Below are 17,737 nucleotides of genomic sequence, written 5' to 3'. Positions count from 1 at the left end.
GGTCCGGCACGCAGCAGGGCCCGCGAGCCGCGCACCACGCGCGTCGCGGGCCCTGTGCGTGCGGTCCCGGCCGCCCCGGAGCGGCACGGGCCCGCCCTCACGAGGAGCGCATCACACGTATGAAGACGATTGACGATCTTGAGGTCGCCGGGCGGCGGGTCTTCGTCCGCGCCGATCTGAACGTCCCGCTGGAGAGCGGGAAGATCACCGACGACGGCCGCATCAGGGCCGCCGTCCCGACGATCCGGAAGCTGGCCGAGGCCGGCGCCAGGGTGATCGTCGCCTCCCACCTCGGCCGCCCCAAGGGCGCCCCGGACCCGGCGTTCTCGCTGGCCCCGGTCGCCGCCCGGCTCGGTGAACTGCTCGGCGGCCCGGTCGCGTTCGCCTCGGACACGGTCGGCGAGAGCGCGCGTGCCACCGTGGCGGGCCTGGCCGACGGCCAGGTGGCGCTGCTGGAGAACCTGCGCTTCAACCCCGGCGAGACCAGCAAGGACGACGCCGAGCGCGGCGCCTTCGCCGGCGAGTTGGCGGAGCTCGCGGACGCGTACGTCGGGGACGGTTTCGGCGCCGTGCACCGCAAGCACGCCTCCGTGTACGACCTCCCGGCCCGGCTGCCGCACGCCGCCGGCGGGCTGATCGCCACCGAGGTGGGTGTGCTGAAGCAGCTCACCGAGAACGTTCGCCGCCCCTACGCGGTGGTGCTCGGCGGCGCCAAGGTCTCCGACAAGCTCGGGGTCATCGACCACCTGCTGGAGCGCGCCGACCGGATCCTGATCGGCGGCGGCATGGTGTTCACCTTCCTCAAGGCCCAGGGCCACGAGGTCGGCGCCTCGCTCCTCCAGGAGGACCAGCTCCCCGTGGTGCGCGAGTATCTGCGCCGGGCCGCCGAGCGCGGCGTGGAGTTCGTGCTGCCGGTGGACGTGGTCGTGGCCAAGGAGTTCCCCGACCTGGCCACCAAGGCGCCCGCGCACCCCACCGTGGTGCCCGCCGACGCCATCCCGGCCGGCGAGCTGGGCCTGGACATCGGCCCGCGCACCACCGAGCTGTACGCGGCCAAGCTCGCCGACGCCGCGACGGTCTTCTGGAACGGCCCCATGGGTGTCTTCGAACACCCCGACTTCGCGGCGGGAACCCGCGGGGTCACCCAGGCGCTGCTGGACTCGCCCGCCTTCACCGTGGTCGGCGGCGGTGACTCGGCCGCGGCGGTGCGCATCCTCGGCTTCGACGAGACGGCGTTCGGCCACATCTCGACCGGGGGCGGCGCCAGCCTCGAATACCTGGAGGGCAAGACCCTCCCCGGCCTCGCCGCACTGGAGGACTGAACCATGGCACGTACCCCGTTGATGGCGGGCAACTGGAAGATGAACCTCAACCACCTCGAGGCCATCGCCCAGGTCCAGAAGCTGGCCTTCGGCCTGTCGGACAAGGACTTCGACGCGGTGGAGGTGGCCGTGCTGCCGCCGTTCACCGATCTGCGCTCGGTGCAGACGCTGGTCGACGGCGACAAGCTGAAGATCAAGTACGGCGCGCAGGACGTCTCGGCGCACGACTCCGGCGCGTACACCGGGGAGATCTCCGGCGCGATGCTCGCCAAGCTGAACTGCGCGTACGTGGTGATCGGCCACTCCGAGCGCCGGCAGTACCACGGCGAGGACGACGCCACCTGCAACGCCAAGGTCCAGGCGGCCTACCGGCACGGCCTCACCCCGATCCTGTGCGTGGGGGAGGGCCTGGAGGTCCGCAAGGCGGGCGGCCAGGTCGCCCACACGCTGGCCCAGCTGGACGGCGCGCTCAAGGATGTCCCCGCGGAGCAGGCGGCGAGCATCGTGATCGCCTACGAGCCGGTGTGGGCCATCGGCACCGGCGAGGTGGCCACCCCCGACGACGCCCAGGAGGTGTGCGGGGCGATCCGTGCCCGGTTGGCCGAGCTGTACGGCGCCGACCTGGCGGACGGGATCCGCATCCAGTACGGCGGCTCGGTGAAGTCCGGCAACGTGGCCGCGATCATGGCGCAGCCCGATGTGGACGGCGCCCTGGTGGGCGGTGCGGCGCTGGACGCCGACGAGTTCACCAAGATCGTGCGGTTCCGCGATCAGTAACGGTTCGACCGTGCACTAGGTCCTGTCTGACACATAGCGCCGGTCAGGCCCGCGTTGTCTGGTGCGGTGGATCGCAAGGCGGAGGGGCGTCCTCGTAGTGGGCTACTTGGGCGTCTCGACAACGCAGCGAGGTGCCGTGCCAGGCGACGTGGGCCAGGCGGGATGTGTCAGACGGGACCTAGCGATACCCTGTGCGGGGGCCGGACCGGTGACGTCCCACGTCTCCACCCGGCCCCCGATGCCCTGTACATTGTGTGTGTCCATCCGTCCGAGAGAGTTGGTCCCAGTCGTGGAATTGGCGCTCCAGATCGCCCTGATCGTCTTCAGCTTCCTCTTGGGGCTGCTTGTGCTCATGCACAAGGGAAAGGGCGGCGGCCTCTCCGACATGTTCGGTGGCGGCATGCAGTCCTCGGTGGGCGGTTCGTCGGTCGCCGAACGCAACCTTGACCGGATCACCGTGATCGTCGGGCTCGCTTGGTTTGTGATCATCGTGCTGCTCGGTCTGCAGATGAAGTCCTGAACCACCGCACGTCCCCGCGCGAGCGGGGACGGTCCGCGATCCCTCGTAACTCGGGCACTGGACGTGCGTTGAGCCTTGCATAGACTGAGGCGACTTCTTAGCACGTGTAGTGAGGCAGGGAGTTACGACAGTGGCAGGTGGCAACGCGATCCGGGGCAGCCGGGTCGGCGCGGGGCCCATGGGCGAGGCAGAGCGGGGCGAATCCGCGCCGCGGCTGCGGGTCTCCTTCTGGTGCGCCAACGGACACGAGACACAGCCGAGCTTCGCCAGCGACGCCCAGATCCCGGACACCTGGGACTGCCAGCGCTGCGGCTTCCCGGCCGGCCCGGAACGCGAGGCCCCGCCGGCCCCGCCGCGTACGGAGCCGTACAAGACCCACCTGGCCTACGTCCGCGAACGCCGCAGCGCGGCGGACGGCGAGGCCATCCTGGCGGAGGCCCTGGCGAAACTGCGCGGCGAGATCTGACGCCGCCCACCGATTCCGCTGTGAGCGTACGGTGGGTCACCGTGGCCTCACCCCATGGACGCGTGCGCTGATCATCTTTTACGATCTTGAACCATGTGGTCGCGGGATGTGACGTATGGGGCGCGTGGGGGCATGATCGCCCGCTCGTTAGGGGTCTTTCTGCTGGGCGCGGCGATGTCGCTCGGCCTGCTCGCCGTCCCGGTGAGTGCGGGGGAGCACCCGCAGGCCCCGGAGGTCCGCGTCTACCACGGGAAGATCACCACCCCGCAGAATCCCGCAGCGGCCCGCGAGTCGGCGGAGAACCCCGTGGCGTACGCGGTGGCCGCCGGAGACGATAACGGGCGCGTCGTCGTCCGGGGACGGGTCACCTTCAGCGCTCCGTGTGACCCGCTCGACCCGCGTGACGGAGCGGCTCACGACGCCGCCGATGTCACCGCGCCCCGGGAGGACTTCGGCGGCGATCCCGCTGAGGCGCCGTTTCCCGGCCTCGCCCCGACCGCCGATCAAAACGGCCTCCCCCCGTACTTCTCCGGCGCCGTGCCCGGCCTCTCGGCCGAGGGCGGCGGGTTCCCGCGCCACGCGTCGCGCGGGGCCGCCTGGTGGCCGCCGGTGCTGCCGATTCCCGCGAACTCCGGCTTCACATGAAGGGGCGAGCACACGGACGGGTGCCGCCTCGCGTGGTGCGGGGATCGACTAGCTTGTGAGGAGTGACGAAGAACAACAACGGCGGCGAGCGTCGTGGCAGGGTGGACCGTACGGGTGAGTGGCAGGCGCTCGGGGAGCATCGGGAGGCGCTGGGGGAGGTCTCGCTCCGGGAGCTGTTCGCCAAGGACCCGGGGCGGGCCGAGCGGCTCGCTCTCCCCGTCGGGGATCTCCATGTGGACTTCTCCAAGCAGCTGGTGACGGATGAGACCCTGCGGCTGCTGCGCGAACTGGCCGCCGCCCGGGGGGTCGCCGAGCTGCGGGACGCCATGTTCCGGGGCGAGCGCATCAACACCACCGAGGACCGGGCCGTGTTGCACACCGCGCTGCGCGCGCCCCGGGACGCGGTGATCGAGGTCGACGGCGAGAATGTCGTACCGGCCGTGCACGCCGTCCTCGACAAGATGGCCGGCTTCGCGGACCGGGTGCGCTCGGGCGAGTGGAAGGGGCACACCGGGGAGCGGATCACCACCGTCGTCAACATCGGCATCGGCGGCTCCGATCTGGGGCCCGCGATGGCGTACGAGGCGCTGCGGCCGTTCACGGCGCGGGACATCGGCTTCCGGTTCGTCTCCAACGTGGACGGTGCCGATCTGCACGAGGCGGTGCGGGATCTCGATCCGGCGCGGACCCTGTTCATCGTCGCCTCGAAGACGTTCACCACCATCGAGACCATCACCAACGCCACCTCGGCGCGCGGGTGGCTGCTCGACGGGCTGGGCGGGGACGCGGGCGCGGTCGCCAAGCATTTCGTCGCCGTGTCGACCAACGCCGGCAAGGTGGCGGAGTTCGGCATCGACACCGACAACATGTTCGAGTTCTGGGACTGGGTCGGCGGCCGGTACTCCTACGACTCGGCCATCGGCCTCTCCCTCATGATCGCGATCGGCCCCGAGCGGTTCCGCGAGATGCTCGGCGGATTCCACCTCGTCGACGAGCACTTCCGCACGGCGCCGGCGGAGGAGAACGTACCGCTGCTGCTGGGCCTGCTGGGGGTCTGGTACGGGGCGTTCCACGACGCGCAGTCCCATGCCGTGCTGCCGTACAGCCACTACCTGTCGAAGTTCACCGCCTACCTCCAGCAGCTCGACATGGAGTCCAACGGCAAGCGGGTGGACCGTCAGGGCGAGCCGGTGAGCTGGCAGACCGGGCCCGTGGTGTGGGGCACGCCGGGCACCAACGGCCAGCACGCCTACTTCCAGCTGCTGCACCAGGGCACGAAGCTGATCCCGGCCGATCTGCTCGGGTTCGCCCGGCCGGTGGCCGAGCTGGCGCCCGATCTCGCCGCCCAGCACGACCTGCTGATGGCCAATCTCTTCGCGCAGGGTCAGGCGCTGGCCTTCGGCAAGACCGCCGAGGAGGTGCGGGAGGAAGGCGTCGCCGAGGAGCTGGTGCCGCACCGGACGTTCCCGGGGAACCGGCCCACCACCACGGTCCTGGCCACCGAGCTGTCCCCGTCCGTCCTGGGCCAGCTGATCGCCCTGTACGAGCACAAGGTGTTCGTCCAGGGCGCCATCTGGGACATCGACTCCTTCGACCAGTGGGGAGTCGAGCTGGGCAAGGTCCTCGCCAAGCGCGTGGAGCCCGCCCTCACCGAGGGGGCCGAGGTGCCGGGACTCGACGCCTCGACCGGGGCCCTCGTCAGCAGGTACCGGGAGCTGCGCGGGCGCTGAGCCCCCGTCCCCCGGCGCCCCGCCGGCGGCGGCCTGGTCAGGCCGTCGCCGGCGGGTACAGCTGGGGCGGCAGCGCCGAGGCCGCCGCCCGGTCCAGGAGCCACAGGGTGCGGCTGTGCCCGTACGCGCCCGCCGCCGGTGCCTGTAGCTCGCCCGGGCCCGACAGCGCGATCCGCGCCGCCTCCGCCTTGTCCTCGCCCGCGGCCAGCAGCCACACCTCACGTGCGGTGCGGATCGCCGGCAGGGTGAGGGAGATGCGGGTGGGCGGCGGCTTGGGGGCGCCGTGCACCGCCACCACCGGACGCTCCTTCTCGTGCAGCGCCGGATGCTCGGGGAACAGCGACGCCACATGGGTGTCGGGGCCCACGCCCAGCAGCAGCACGTCGAAGCGCGGCACCGTGTCGTGGTTCAGCACGTCGCGGGCCGTGGCCAGTTCCGCCGCGTACCCCTCGGCCGCCGCCTCCGCGTCATTGCCCCACGGGCCGTCGGAGGCCGGCATCGGATGGACCCGGGCCGGGTCCACCGGGACCTGGTCCAGCAGCGCCGCGCGGGCCTGCACCTCGTTGCGGTCCGGATCCCCGGCGGGCAGGAAACGCTCGTCCCCCCACCACAGATCCAGCCGTGCCCAGTCCACCGCGTCCCGCGCGGGGGAGGCGGCCAGCGCCGCCAGCAGCCCGTTGCCGTTGCGGCCACCGGTCAGCACCACCGACGCCGAGCCGCGCGCCGCCTGGGCGTCCACGATCTTCGTGATCAGCCGGGCGGCGGCGGCCTGCGCCATCAGTTCCTTGTCGCGGTGGACGACCACCTGCGGGGTGCCCGTCACCGCTGCGCCCCCGCCGTCGCGCCGAACCGCAGCGCCTCCGCGTACGCCTCGTCCGGGTCCAGCCGCCGCAGTTCCTCGGCGATCAGCTCGGCCACGGTGCGCCGGTGCAGCGCCACACTGCGGTCGGGCTGCCCCGGCACCGCCAGCTTCGCCAGCGACCCGGTGGGCCGGTCCAGACAGATCGTGCCGTCCTCGGTGATCAGCCGCACCGCCGTGATCCCGGGGCCGGGTGTCACCACCCGCTCCACCGGGACGCCGAGCCGCTGCGCCAGCCACAGCGCCAGCAGCTCGGTGGAGGGGCTGTTGCTCTCGCCCTCCACCACGGCCGAGCTGATCACGCCGTGCTTCTGGTCCAGCGCCGCCGCCAGCACACTGCGCCACGGCGTGATCCGGGTCCACGCCAGGTCGGTGTCGCCCGGCGAGTAGACCTCCGCCCGGGCCGCGAGCGCCGCCACCGGGTCCTCCGTCGCGGCCGCGTCCATGATGCGGCGCTGCGCCAGCGTCCCCAGCAGATCGCGCTCCGGGTGGGCCGGGGCGTCCTGCGGCCACCACACCACCACCGGGGCGTCCGGCAGCAGCAGCGGCAGCACCACGCTGTAGGCGTGCGCCGACAGCTCGCCGTGCAGCCGCAGCAGGACGGTCTCCCCGCTGCCGGTCTCCCCGCCGACCCGCACCTCAGCGTCCAGATGCGCGCCGGCCCGGTCCCGGGAGGAACGCCCGGGGCGCCGGATGACGACCAGGATGCGCGACGGATGCTCCGTCGACGCGTCGCTGGCCGCCTTCAGGGCGTCGTAGTGGTTGCCCTCGTCGGTGACGATGACAAGGGTCAGCACTATGCCCACCGCCGGGGTTCCCGTCGCGCGCCGCGCCCGGACCAGGGCGGCGTTGATCTGACTGACTGTGGTGTCCGTGAGGTCGATCTTCATGGGCGCCGCCAGCTCCGTCCGTCGAGCGCGAGCATGTCGTCCGCCGCCTGCGGGCCCCAGGTACCCGCCGGGTACGGCTCGGGGCGGCCGTGCGCGGCCCAGAACTCCTCGACCGGGTCGAGGATCTCCCAGGAGCGTTCCACCTCCTGGTGCCGCGGGAACAGGTTGGCGTCCCCGAGCAGCACGTCCAGGATGAGCCGCTCGTACGCCTCGGGGCTGGACTCCGTGAACGACTCCCCGTACGCGAAGTCCATCGTCACGTCCCGGATCTCCATCTGGGTGCCGGGCACCTTGGAGCCGAACCTGATGGTGACGCCCTCGTCCGGCTGCACCCGGATCACCAGCGCGTTGTTGCGCAGCTCCTGGGTGTCGGTGGCGTCGAAGGGGGAGTACGGGGCGCGCTGGAAGACCACCGCGATCTCGGTGACCCGGCGGCCCAGACGCTTGCCGGTGCGCAGGTAGAACGGCACCCCGGCCCAGCGCCGGTTGTCGATCTCCAGCTTGATCGCCGCGTAGGTGTCGGTCACCGACTTGGGGTCGATGCCGTCCTCCTCCAGATAGCCGGCCACTTTCTGGCCGCCCTGCCAGCCGCCGGTGTACTGGCCGCGCACCGTGTGCCGGCCCAGGTCCTGCGGCAGCCGTACGGCGCTGAGCACCTTCAGCTTCTCGGCGACCAGGGACTCGGCGTCGAAGCCCGAGGGCTCCTCCATCGCGGTGAGCGCCAGCAGCTGGAGCAGGTGGTTCTGGATGACGTCACGGGCCGAGCCGATGCCGTCGTAGTAGCCGGCCCGGCCGCCGATGCCGATGTCCTCGGCCATGGTGATCTGCACGTGATCGACGTACGACCGGTTCCACAGCGGCTCGAACAGTGTGTTGGCGAACCGCAGCGCCATGATGTTCTGGACGGTTTCCTTGCCCAGGTAGTGGTCGATGCGGAAGACCTCGTGCGGCGCGAACACGTCGTGCACGACGGCGTTCAGCTCCTGCGCGGAGGCCAGATCGTGCCCGAACGGCTTCTCGATCACCGCCCGCCGCCAGCTGTCGCCCTGCCCCTCGGACAGGCCGTGCTTCTTGAGCTGACGCACCACCGTGGGGAAGAACTTCGGCGGTACGGAGAGGTAGAAGGCGAAGTTGCCGCCGGTGCCGCGCTCCTTGTCCAGCTCCTCGATCGTCGTGCGCAGCGTGTCGAACGCCACGTCGTCGTCGAAGGTGCCCGGCACGAAGCGCATTCCTTCGGCCAGTTGCTCCCACACTTCCTCACGGAAGGGGGTGCGGGCGTGCTCCATCACGGAGTCGTGGACGACCTGGGCGAAGTCCTCGTGCGCCCAGTCCCGGCGGGCGAACCCGACCAGGGAGAAGCCCGGGGGCAGCAGCCCCCGGTTGGCGAGGTCGTACACGGCCGGCATGAGCTTCTTGCGGGAAAGATCGCCGGTGACCCCGAAGATCACCAGGCCCGACGGCCCCGCGATACGCGGGAGCCGCCGGTCCTGCGGGGTGCGCAGCGGGTTGGCACGGACGCCGGGGATCTGCCCGGCGCCCGGCGCGTTCGCAGCTGAGCCGCTCACCGTCGCTCAGTCCTCCCCGCCGGCGAGCCGCTCGAGTTCGGCCTGGGTGGAGTCGAGCAGCGCGGTCCACGCCGACTCGAACTTCTCCACGCCCTCCTCCTCCAGCACCCGCACGACGTCGTCGTACGAGATGCCGGCGGCGGCGAGCGCGTCCAGGTCGGCGCGGGCCTGCTCGTAGGTCCCGGCGATGGTGTTGCCGGTGATCTCCCCGTGGTCCTCGGTGGCCTTGAGGGTGGCCTCCGGCATGGTGTTCACGGTGCCGGGGGCGACCAGCTCGGTCACGTACAGGGTGTCCGGGTAGGACGGGTCCTTCACGCCGGTGGAGGCCCACAGCGGGCGCTGCTCGTTGGCGCCGGCCTTGGCCAGGGCGGCCCAGCGGTCGGAAGCGGTGACCTCCTCGAACGCCTGGTAGGCCAGGCGGGCGTTGGCCACCGCGGCCTTGCCGCGCAGCTGCTCGGCCTCCCCGCCCAGCTCCGCCAGCCGCTTGTCGATCTCGGTGTCGACACGGGAGACGAAGAAGGACGCCACGGAGTGGATCGTCGACAGGTCAAGACCCTTGGCCTTCGCCTGCTCCAGACCGGTCAGGTAGGCGTCCATCACCTCGCGGTAGCGCTCCAGGGAGAAGATCAGCGTGACGTTGACGCTGATGCCCAGGGCGATCGTCTCGGTGATGGCGGGCAGCCCGGCGCGGGTGGCCGGGATCTTGATGAGCGTGTTGGGCCGCTCGACCAGCCACGCCAGTTGCTTGGCCTCGGCGACGGTCGCCTCGGTGTGGTGTGCCAGACGGGGGTCCACCTCGATGGACACCCGGCCGTCGCGCCCGTCGGTCGCGTCGTACACCGGCCGCAGCACGTCGGCGGCGTCGCGCACGTCGGCGGTGGTGATCATGCGGACGGCCTCTTCGACCGTGACCTTGCGGGTGGCGAGGTCGGCGAGCTGGCTCTCGTAGCCGTCGCCCTGGGAGATCGCCTTCTGGAAGATCGCCGGATTGGTGGTCACCCCGACGACGTGCTGCTGGTCGAGCAGTTCGCCGAGGTCGCCGGACGTGATGCGCTTGCGCGACAGGTCGTCCAGCCAGATCGCGACACCCTCCTCGGAGAGTCGCTTGAGTGCGTCGGTCATGAGAATCGCATCCCCTGCTTGCTTGTCTGTCTGTCTCAGCGCTCTGCGGCGGCCAGGGATTCCCGGGCCGCCTGGGCGACGGCCTCGGGGGTGATCCCGAACTCCCGGTAGAGCGTCTGGTAGTCGGCGGACGCACCGAAGTGCTCCAGCGAAACGATCCGCCCGGCGGTGCCCACGTAGCGGTGCCAGGTGAGGCCGACCCCGGCCTCCACGGCGACCCGGGCCGCCACGACCGGCAGCAGCACATGGTCGCGGTAGGACTGATCCTGCTCCTCGAACCACTCCACGCACGGCATCGACACCACCCGGGTGGGGATGCCCTCGGCCTGGAGCACCTCGCGGGCGGCGACCGCCAGCTGGAGCTCGGAACCGGTGCCGATGAGGATGAGGCGCGGGGTGCCGCCCTCGGCCTCGGTGTGGATGTAACCGCCGCGCACGGTGTCCTCGTTCGGCGCGTAGGTGGGCACGTTCTGCCGGGTCAGGGCGAGGCCGTGCGGGGCCGGGTGGGTGGCGTACCGCTCCAGGATCTCGCGCCACACCAGCACGGTCTCGTTCGCGTCGGCCGGGCGCACGATGTTCAGGCCCGGGATGGCGCGCAGCGCGGACAGGTGCTCCACCGGCTGGTGGGTCGGGCCGTCCTCGCCGAGACCGATCGAGTCGTGCGTCCACACGTAGGTGACGGGCGCCTGCATCAGGGCCGCCAGCCGTACGGCGGGGCGCATGTAGTCGGAGAACACCAGGAAGGTGCCGCCGTACACGCGGGTGTTGCCGTGCAGGGCGATGCCGTTCATGGCGGAGCCCATGGCGTGCTCGCGGATGCCGAAGTGCACGGTGCGGCCGTACGGGTCCGCCTCGGGCAGCGGGTTGCCGGCCGGGAGGAAGGACGAGCTCGCGTCGATGGTGGTGTTGTTGGAGCCGGCCAGGTCGGCGGAGCCGCCCCACAGTTCGGGGATGACCGGACCCAGTTCGGTGAGCACCTTGCCGGAGGCCTTGCGGGTGGCGACGTCCTTGCCGGCCGGGAAGGACGGCAGGGCCTTCTCCCAGCCCTCGGGCAGCCGGGCGGCGCGGATACGGTCGAACTCGGCCGCGCGCTCCGGGTTGGCCTCGCGCCAGGCGGCGAGCTCCTCGTCCCAGGCGGCGCGGGCCCGCTGCCCCCGTACGGTGGCCGCCCGGGTGTGGGCGATCACCTCGTCGGAGACCTCGAACGTCTTGGTCGGGTCGAAGCCCAGGAGCTCCTTGGTGGCCGCGACCTCGTCGGCGCCGAGCGCCGAGCCGTGCGCGGCCTCGGTGTTCTGGGCGTTCGGGGCGGGCCAGGCGATGATCGAGCGCGCGGCCACGATGGAGGGCCGGTCGGTGACCGCCTGGGCGGCGAGCAGCGCCTCGTGCACGGCCTTGGGGTCCAGGTCGCCGTTCTCCAGCGGGGCGACCCGCTGGATGTGCCAGCCGTACGCCTCGAAGCGGGCCAGGGTGTCCTCGGAGATCGCCGTCTCGGTGTCACCCTCGATGGAGATGTGATTGTCGTCCCACAGCAGGACGAGGTTGCCGAGCTTCTGGTGGCCGGCCAGCGAGGCGGCCTCGGCCGAGACGCCTTCCTGCAGGCAGCCGTCACCCGCGAACACCCAGATGGTGTGGTCGAAGGGGGAGGTGCCGGGGTCGGCGTCCGGGTCGAACAGACCGCGCTCGTAGCGGGCGGCCATCGCCATGCCCACGGCGTTCGCCACGCCCTGGCCCAGCGGCCCGGTGGTGGTCTCCACGCCCACGGTGTGCCCGTGCTCGGGATGCCCCGGGGTACGGCTGTCCCAGGTACGGAAGGACTTCAGATCCTCCAGCTCCAGGCCGTACCCGGCCAGGTACAGCTGGATGTACAGCGTGAGGCTGGTGTGACCCACGGACAGCACGAAGCGGTCCCGGCCGGTCCAGTCCGGCTCGGACGGGTCGTGCCGCAGCAGCTTCTGGAACAGCACATAGGCGGCGGGCGCCAGGGACATCGCCGTGCCGGGGTGGCCGTTCCCGACCTTCTGTACGGCGTCCATGGCCAGAACACGAACGGTGTCGACGGCCCGCTGGTCCAGCTCGGTCCAGTCGAGGGCTGAGGTGGTCGGCTTGGTGCTCACCCTGCGTCAGGGCTCCTCTCCGCGGTCGGGTAGGTCCGGTGATGCGTTCTCCCACCGGAAGCGGCGCGAGGCTCACCGGGCGGTGCCGAGCCTACCTCTGGCGGGCGTCGCCCCTGTGGCCGCGTTCATCCAGTGGGCGGCCCGCGCCCGGCGACGGTGCCGGCCGTGACGGCGATGACGCGCACCACCATCCCAGGGCGTACCGCGCCGTCGCGGGCGGCGCGCCCGCGCGGGGGCCACCCCGAAGACAAGGTGGGTATCTCGGGCGTCTAGAGTGACGGTGTTCATGTGAGGGGCGTCCATGAGCGGCCCGTGACGGAGAACCGTCGCGTCGCCGGAGCCCCGACGCTGATCTCGCAGAATCAGGGGTGTCCGTGACGGCCGTCGATTCCCGTCCGGTGGCAGAGCGCGGTACCGGCTCCGGCCAGTGGACGCGTGGAGCCCGGATCAGGGCGTTCATCGCGCTGACCAAGCCCCGCATCATCGAGACTTTGCTCATCACCACCATCCCGGTGATGTTCCTCGCTCAGCAAGGGGTTCCCGACCTCTGGTTGGTGATCGTTACCGTTACGGCGGGTTATCTGTCGGCGGGCGGCGCCAACGCGCTGAACATGTACTACGACCGCGACATCGACGCGCTCATGCACCGCACGTCGAACCGGCCGCTGGTCACCGGGATCGTGAGCCCGGCGGAATGCCTGGTCTTCGGCATCTCGCTCGCGGTGGTCTCCACCGCGATGTTCGGCCTGCTGGTCAACTGGCTGTCGGCGGCGCTGGCGCTGGGCGCGCTGCTGTTCTACGTCCTCGTCTACACCATGTGGCTCAAGCGGCGTACCGCGCAGAACATCGTGTGGGGCGGCATCGCCGGCTGTCTGCCGGTGGTCATCGGCTGGTCCTCGGTGACCAACTCGCTGTCCTGGGCCGCGGTGATCCTCTTCCTGGTCATCTTCTTCTGGACGCCGCCGCACTACTGGCCGCTGTCCATGAAGGTCCGCGAGGACTACGCGCGGGCCGGGGTGCCCATGCTGCCGGTGATCGCGAGCAACAAGGTGGTGGCCCGGCAGATCGTCGTCTACAGCTGGGTGATGGTCGGGGTCTCGCTGCTGCTGTGGCCGCTGGGGTACGTCGGGTGGTTCTACCCGGCCGTCGCGGTGGCCGCCGGCGTGTGGTGGCTGTGGGAGGCGCACGCGCTCCAGGCGCGCGCCCGGGCCGGGATGACCGGCTCCCAGCTCAAGGAGATGCGGCTGTTCCACTGGTCCATCACCTACGTCTCCCTGATCTTCATCGCGGTGGCCGTCGACCCCTTCCTGCGCTGAGCCACCCGGTTTCCTGCGCTGAGCCACCCGGTGCGTCCGGCGAAGGGGCGCGCGAGCGCCGTCCCCGAAGGAACGGACGAACGGTCCGCGCGTGCTCCCGGCGGCCGGCCGGGGGGTGTTCCCCCACCGGATTACCGCGCCGTAACATGCCGGGCATGACAACCCGCACCGACCGGGCAGGCAAGCGGCTCACCCGGCAGATCACCGCCTTCGCCCGCTCCCACGGCGGCTCCGCCGAGGCCACCGTGAGCCACGTCGGCGCACGCGGTGCCCGCATCGTCCTCGTGGCCGCCGACGGCGACTGGGGAGATCTGATGGCACCGGACGGCGACACCGCCCGGCAGGCCCTCGAAGCAGCGGGAATCACCCCCCGGGACGGTTTCGACGCCCCGCTCGCCGCGAAGGTACGCACCGGGCCCTACGAATGGACCCGCATGGCGGGCCTCCAGATCGGCGGACCCCGCAATACCTGAGAGCGGTTTCGGGCGTTAGGCGGAATATGCACACCTCGCCCCTGGTGGATCAGCACGGCCACGGCGTGCTCCACGGGGAACTGGGCCTCGGCACCTTCGAGCGGCAACTCGCCGCCGCGCTCGGCGGACCCGCCGGCACCGGGAGCTCCTATGACACCACCACGGGCCTCGCGCTGCGCCGCTGGTGCCCCCCACTGCTCGGGCTGCCCCCGCACACCACGGCCGTGCGCTACCTGGCCCGGCGGCGCGAACTCGGGGCGTACGCGGCCACCCGGGCCCTGCTGCGCGGCAGCGGCATCCACACCTACCTCGTGGACCCCTCGATACCCGGCGAGGGGGAGGGGGCCGGGGACGGGGAGAGCGACGCGGTGACGGACGTCCGCGAACTCGCCGCCGCCGCCGGCTCCCGGGCCCACGAACTGGTCGCCCTCACCGCGCTCGCCGCCCGGGTCGCCGACCGGGGCGGGGGAGTGCGCACCTTCCCGCAGGACATCGCCCAGGCGCTGCACACCGCCGCCCGGCGCGCCGTCGCCTTCGTCTGCGACACCGCGACCCTGCGGGACGGCGCACCGCCGGAACCCGCCGAGGTACGCCGCGCCGCCGGCCGCTGGCTCGCCTGCGGCCGGCGCCGTACCGAGCCCGCCCTCACCGGGCACCTGCTGTGGGCCGCGTTCGCCTGCGGGCTCCCCGTACAACTGCGCTGCGCCGACCCCCGGCCGCTGATCCCGCTGCTGCGCGCGACCGCCGGCCGGGCCGTCATCGTGCTGCTGCCGCGCCGCCCGCACCACGAGGCCGCGGCCCGGCTGGCCGCGGCCTTTCCGCATGTCTACGCCGATGTGGGCCCGGAGCCCGCGGTCACCATGGCCCGGGCGCCGTTCGGCAAGCTGCTGTTCTCCACCGGCGCGGGCGGACTGCCCGAACTCCACGTGGTGCGGGTACGGCAGTACCAGCGGGCCATGACGCGGCTGCTGGGGGAGTGGATCACCCAGGGGGAGTGCTCGCGGGCCGACGCCCGGCGGATCGCCGACCGCATCAGCGGCGGCACCGCCCGCGGCGTCTACCGGCTGGAGGAACGGGCCCCCGCCGAGAGCGTGCCTCAGACGGGCTGAGGTTCCTTCGCCGCCGGGTCACCGGCCGAGGGCTCCGCGTGGACCTCGGGGGCCGGCGCGAGCCCGCGCTCCCGGGTGGACAGGAGCAGCCGCAGCATCGCGATCCACACCAGGGCCGAGCCGAACATGTGGATCCCCACCAGCCACTCCGGCTCGTCCAGCGCGTACTGCACATAGCCGATCGCGCCCTGGGACAGGACGATCAGCAGCAGATCGCGGGAACGGGCGCGCGGCCCCGCCGGGGCGTCCACCAGACGCAGCACCATCCACACGGCGAGCGCGCCGAGCGCCACCGACCAGGCGAGCATCGAGTGCACCCGGGTGACGGTCTCCCAGTCGAACGGCATCCGCTCGATGTCCCCGCTGTCCCCGGCGTGCTTGCCACTGCCCGTCACGGCGGTGCCGGCCACCAGCAGCACCCCGGTGAGCACGGTCAGGCCGAACACGGCGCGGCGCACCGGCACACCCACCAGCGGGCGCGGCGGGTCGTCGCCCTCGCGGGCGCGCAGCCAGGTGAGGGTGGTGGTGGTCAGCAGCGCCATCGCGGCCAGGAAGTGACCGGCGACGATCCACGGGTTCAGCTCGGTGAGCACGGTGATGCCGCCGATGACGGCGTTGCACATGACCACCCAGAACTGGGCCCAGGCCATCCGGGTCAGCGGGTGGCGGCGCGGCTTGGCGGCGCGGGCCGCGATGATCGTCCAGCCGACGGCGGCGGAGACCACGTACGTCAGCATCCGGTTGCCGAACTCGATCAGGCCGTGCACCCCCATCTCGGAGGTGGTGGTGAGCGAGTCGTCGGTGCACTTGGGCCAGGTGTCGCAGCCCAGACCGGAGCCGGTCAGCCGGACGGCGCCGCCGGTGACGATGATGAGCACGCTCATCACCAGGGCGGTGAACGCGGCGCGGCGCACGGTCTCGGGACGCGGCGTCCAGCGCTCGGCAATGTACGCGAGGGGGTTTCGCACTGCTTTCAGCACCCGCTCATGGTAGGCCCCGAGCTTGTGCGCGTTTTCACGAGGGGGTGGGTTCAGGCCGTACCCCGGTCATTCCCAGCGGAAGAAGCGGGCGGCGGCGGTCAGCGAGACCACGGACCAGGCGGCCAGGATTCCCGCCTGGCCCCAGGGCATGGCGGCGCCGTCCTGGAGGACGTCGCGCAGGCCGGTGGACAGGGCGCTGACCGGCAGCAGTTCCAGGAGGCCGCGCAGGGCGTCGGGGAAGTTCTCCAGCGGGACGACCACACCACCGCCGAGCAGCAGCAGGATGAAGATCAGATTGGCTGCCGCGAGGGTGGCCTCGGCGCGCACCGTGCCCGCCAGCAGCAGGCCCAGACCGGAGAACGCGGCGGTGCCCAGCAGCATCAGCACGGCCGGGGCCAGCGGATTGCCGCGCGGGGACCAGCCCAGGGCCAGCGCCGTACCGGTGAGCAGAACCGTCTGGAGCGCGAGGGTGACCAGGACGGCGCAGGTCTTGCCGCACAGCAGGCCCCAGCGCGGCAGCGGGGAGGCGCCGAGCCGCTTGAGGACGCCGTAGCGGCGCTCGAAGCCGGTGGCGATGGCCTGGCCGGTGAAGGCGGTGGAGACCACGGCCAGGGCCAGGATGCCGGGGGCCAGGAAGTCCACGCGCTCGCCGTCGCCGGTGTCCACGATCCGCACCGCGCTGAACAGGACGAGCAGGAGGGTCGGGATGACCACGGTGAGCAGCAGCTGCTCGCCGTGGCGCAGCAGCATCCGCGTCTCCAGCGAGGCCTGGGCGGCGATCATCCGGGAGAGCGGGGCGGGCGCGGGCCGCGGGGTGAGGGCGGTGCCGGTCGCCTCGGTGGTGGTCATGAACGCAGCTCCTTGCCCGTCAGTTCGAGGTAGACGTCCTCCAGGGTGTGCCGGCGGGTGGTGATGCGGTCCGGCATGACGCCGTGCTGGGCGCACCACGCGGTGACGGTGGCCAGCAGCCGGGGGTCGATCTCGCCGGAGACGCGGTAGGAGCCGGGCACCGGCTCGCTGACGTCGCTGCCCGCCGGGAGCGCGGCCTTGAGGGAGGTGAGGTCGAGGGCGGGCGGACCGCCGAAGCGCAGGGTGTCGGCGGCGCCGCCCTGGCACAGGGCGGCGGGGCTGCCGTGCGCGATGACCCTGCCGCCGTCGATGATGGCCACCTCGTCGGCCAGCTCCTCGGCCTCGTCCATGAAGTGGGTGGTGAGCACGGTGGTGACGCCGGCGGCGCGCAGCTCGCGGACCAGCTCCCAGGTGGCGTGGCGGGCCTGGGGGTCCAGGCCGGCGCTGGGCTCGTCCAGGAAGACCAGCTCGGGGCGGCCGACGACGGCCAGGGCGAGCGCGAGCCGCTGGCGCTGGCCGCCGGAGAGCCGGCGGTAGGGGGTACGGCCGCAGGAGGCGAGGCCGAGCCGCTCGGCGAGGGCGTCGACATCGAGGGGGTGCGCGTACAGGGCGGCCATGTGCCGCAGCATCTCCAGGGCGCGCACGCCGGGGTAGACGCCGTCACTCTGGAGCATGACGCCGATCCGGGGCCGCAGGGCGGCGGCGTCCGAGGGGACGTAGGGGTCGAGCCCGAGCACCCTGAGCGTGCCCGCGTCGGGCCGCCGGTAGCCCTCGCAGGCCTCGATGGTGGTCGTCTTGCCCGCCCCGTTGGGCCCGAGCACGGCGGTGACGGTGCCCCGCCCGACGGTCAGATCGAGCCCGTCGACGGCCGTGACCTCCCCGTACCGCTTGACCAATCCCACGGCTTCGACGGCCGCCCCGGCCCCTGCGGTCTGCATGCGCACGAGTCTAGGACCTCGGCCGCCCGCCCCGGCTTCCCGGTCACCGGGAAGCCGGGGCC

The 17,737-nt window shown here is 72.1% G+C and carries 17 protein-coding genes; 9 read left to right on the top strand and 8 right to left on the bottom strand.

Annotation, left to right across the window (positions count from 1 at the left end; translation table 11 throughout):
• The first annotated feature begins 119 nt into the window (after positions 1-119).
• The 6 genes from ACTFAP_RS04660 to pgi all read left to right on the top strand — a co-directional run bounded on the left by ACTFAP_RS04660 (position 120) and on the right by pgi (position 5,460).
• Positions 120-1,322, top strand: coding sequence for a phosphoglycerate kinase (locus ACTFAP_RS04660; RefSeq protein WP_500468297.1), 1,203 nt, complete (start codon positions 120-122; stop codon positions 1,320-1,322).
• 3 nt (positions 1,323-1,325) lie between these two features.
• The gene (gene tpiA, locus ACTFAP_RS04655) at positions 1,326-2,099 is read left to right on the top strand and encodes a triose-phosphate isomerase (RefSeq protein ID WP_495683561.1); all 774 of its coding nucleotides are present in this window, start codon (positions 1,326-1,328) and stop codon (positions 2,097-2,099) included.
• A 295-nt stretch (positions 2,100-2,394) separates the two neighbouring features.
• Complete coding sequence (gene secG / locus ACTFAP_RS04650; RefSeq protein ID WP_375878650.1) at positions 2,395-2,619, top strand: preprotein translocase subunit SecG; 225 nt, start codon at positions 2,395-2,397, stop codon at positions 2,617-2,619.
• Positions 2,620-2,749: 130 nt separating this feature from the next.
• Entirely contained in the window at positions 2,750-3,085 is a 336-nt protein-coding gene (locus tag ACTFAP_RS04645) for an RNA polymerase-binding protein RbpA (RefSeq protein WP_019433819.1), read from the top strand.
• 93 nt (positions 3,086-3,178) lie between these two features.
• Positions 3,179-3,730: a hypothetical protein gene (locus ACTFAP_RS04640; protein WP_500468296.1), complete on the top strand. Its 552-nt coding sequence runs from the start codon at positions 3,179-3,181 to the stop codon at positions 3,728-3,730.
• 101 nt (positions 3,731-3,831) lie between these two features.
• Positions 3,832-5,460 (top strand): glucose-6-phosphate isomerase, encoded by a 1,629-nt coding sequence (pgi, locus tag ACTFAP_RS04635; RefSeq protein ID WP_500469404.1) that lies wholly within the window; start codon positions 3,832-3,834, stop codon positions 5,458-5,460.
• A gap of 37 nt (positions 5,461-5,497) precedes the next feature.
• Here the strand turns inward: pgi and pgl are convergent, their stop codons facing one another.
• Genes pgl through tkt form a run of 5 tightly spaced genes read right to left on the bottom strand, consistent with a single transcriptional unit; the run spans position 5,498 to position 12,010 of the window.
• Positions 5,498-6,283 (bottom strand): 6-phosphogluconolactonase, encoded by a 786-nt coding sequence (gene pgl, locus ACTFAP_RS04630; RefSeq protein WP_400012454.1) that lies wholly within the window; start codon positions 6,281-6,283, stop codon positions 5,498-5,500.
• Complete coding sequence (gene opcA / locus ACTFAP_RS04625) at positions 6,280-7,209, bottom strand: glucose-6-phosphate dehydrogenase assembly protein OpcA (protein WP_495683559.1); 930 nt, start codon at positions 7,207-7,209, stop codon at positions 6,280-6,282. Before opcA ends, pgl begins: the two co-directional genes overlap by 4 nt.
• Complete coding sequence (gene zwf / locus ACTFAP_RS04620; RefSeq protein ID WP_234306902.1) at positions 7,206-8,774, bottom strand: glucose-6-phosphate dehydrogenase; 1,569 nt, start codon at positions 8,772-8,774, stop codon at positions 7,206-7,208. The genes opcA and zwf overlap by 4 nt, the downstream gene beginning before the upstream one ends.
• 6 nt (positions 8,775-8,780) lie before the next feature.
• Positions 8,781-9,896: a transaldolase gene (gene tal, locus ACTFAP_RS04615; RefSeq protein WP_495683558.1), complete on the bottom strand. Its 1,116-nt coding sequence runs from the start codon at positions 9,894-9,896 to the stop codon at positions 8,781-8,783.
• Between the two features lie 35 nt (positions 9,897-9,931).
• Positions 9,932-12,010: a transketolase gene (gene tkt, locus ACTFAP_RS04610; RefSeq protein WP_495683557.1), complete on the bottom strand. Its 2,079-nt coding sequence runs from the start codon at positions 12,008-12,010 to the stop codon at positions 9,932-9,934.
• Between the two features lie 374 nt (positions 12,011-12,384).
• Between tkt and ACTFAP_RS04605 the strand changes: the two genes are divergently transcribed.
• The 3 genes from ACTFAP_RS04605 to ACTFAP_RS04595 all read left to right on the top strand — a co-directional run bounded on the left by ACTFAP_RS04605 (position 12,385) and on the right by ACTFAP_RS04595 (position 14,908).
• Complete coding sequence (locus ACTFAP_RS04605) at positions 12,385-13,326, top strand: heme o synthase (protein WP_453855421.1); 942 nt, start codon at positions 12,385-12,387, stop codon at positions 13,324-13,326.
• A 146-nt stretch (positions 13,327-13,472) separates the two neighbouring features.
• Positions 13,473-13,799: a hypothetical protein gene (locus tag ACTFAP_RS04600; RefSeq protein ID WP_200368018.1), complete on the top strand. Its 327-nt coding sequence runs from the start codon at positions 13,473-13,475 to the stop codon at positions 13,797-13,799.
• Between the two features lie 26 nt (positions 13,800-13,825).
• Complete coding sequence (locus tag ACTFAP_RS04595; RefSeq protein WP_500468295.1) at positions 13,826-14,908, top strand: amidohydrolase; 1,083 nt, start codon at positions 13,826-13,828, stop codon at positions 14,906-14,908.
• Here the strand turns inward: ACTFAP_RS04595 and ACTFAP_RS04590 are convergent.
• The 3 genes from ACTFAP_RS04590 to ACTFAP_RS04580 form a co-directional block, all read right to left on the bottom strand.
• The gene (locus ACTFAP_RS04590) at positions 14,896-15,885 is read right to left on the bottom strand and encodes a COX15/CtaA family protein (RefSeq protein WP_500469402.1); all 990 of its coding nucleotides are present in this window, start codon (positions 15,883-15,885) and stop codon (positions 14,896-14,898) included. The two genes, ACTFAP_RS04595 and ACTFAP_RS04590, sit on opposite strands and share 13 nt — an antisense overlap.
• A gap of 69 nt (positions 15,886-15,954) precedes the next feature.
• A complete protein-coding gene (locus tag ACTFAP_RS04585; RefSeq protein WP_500468294.1) occupies positions 15,955-16,737 on the bottom strand; it encodes an ABC transporter permease in 783 nt (260 codons plus the stop codon).
• Complete coding sequence (locus ACTFAP_RS04580) at positions 16,734-17,675, bottom strand: ABC transporter ATP-binding protein (RefSeq protein WP_500468293.1); 942 nt, start codon at positions 17,673-17,675, stop codon at positions 16,734-16,736. Before ACTFAP_RS04580 ends, ACTFAP_RS04585 begins: the two co-directional genes overlap by 4 nt.
• Positions 17,676-17,737: the final 62 nt, after the last annotated feature.

This window comes from Streptomyces sp. PH9007 (assembly GCF_059813725.1).
This window is presented reverse-complemented; position numbering and strand designations above follow the sequence as displayed.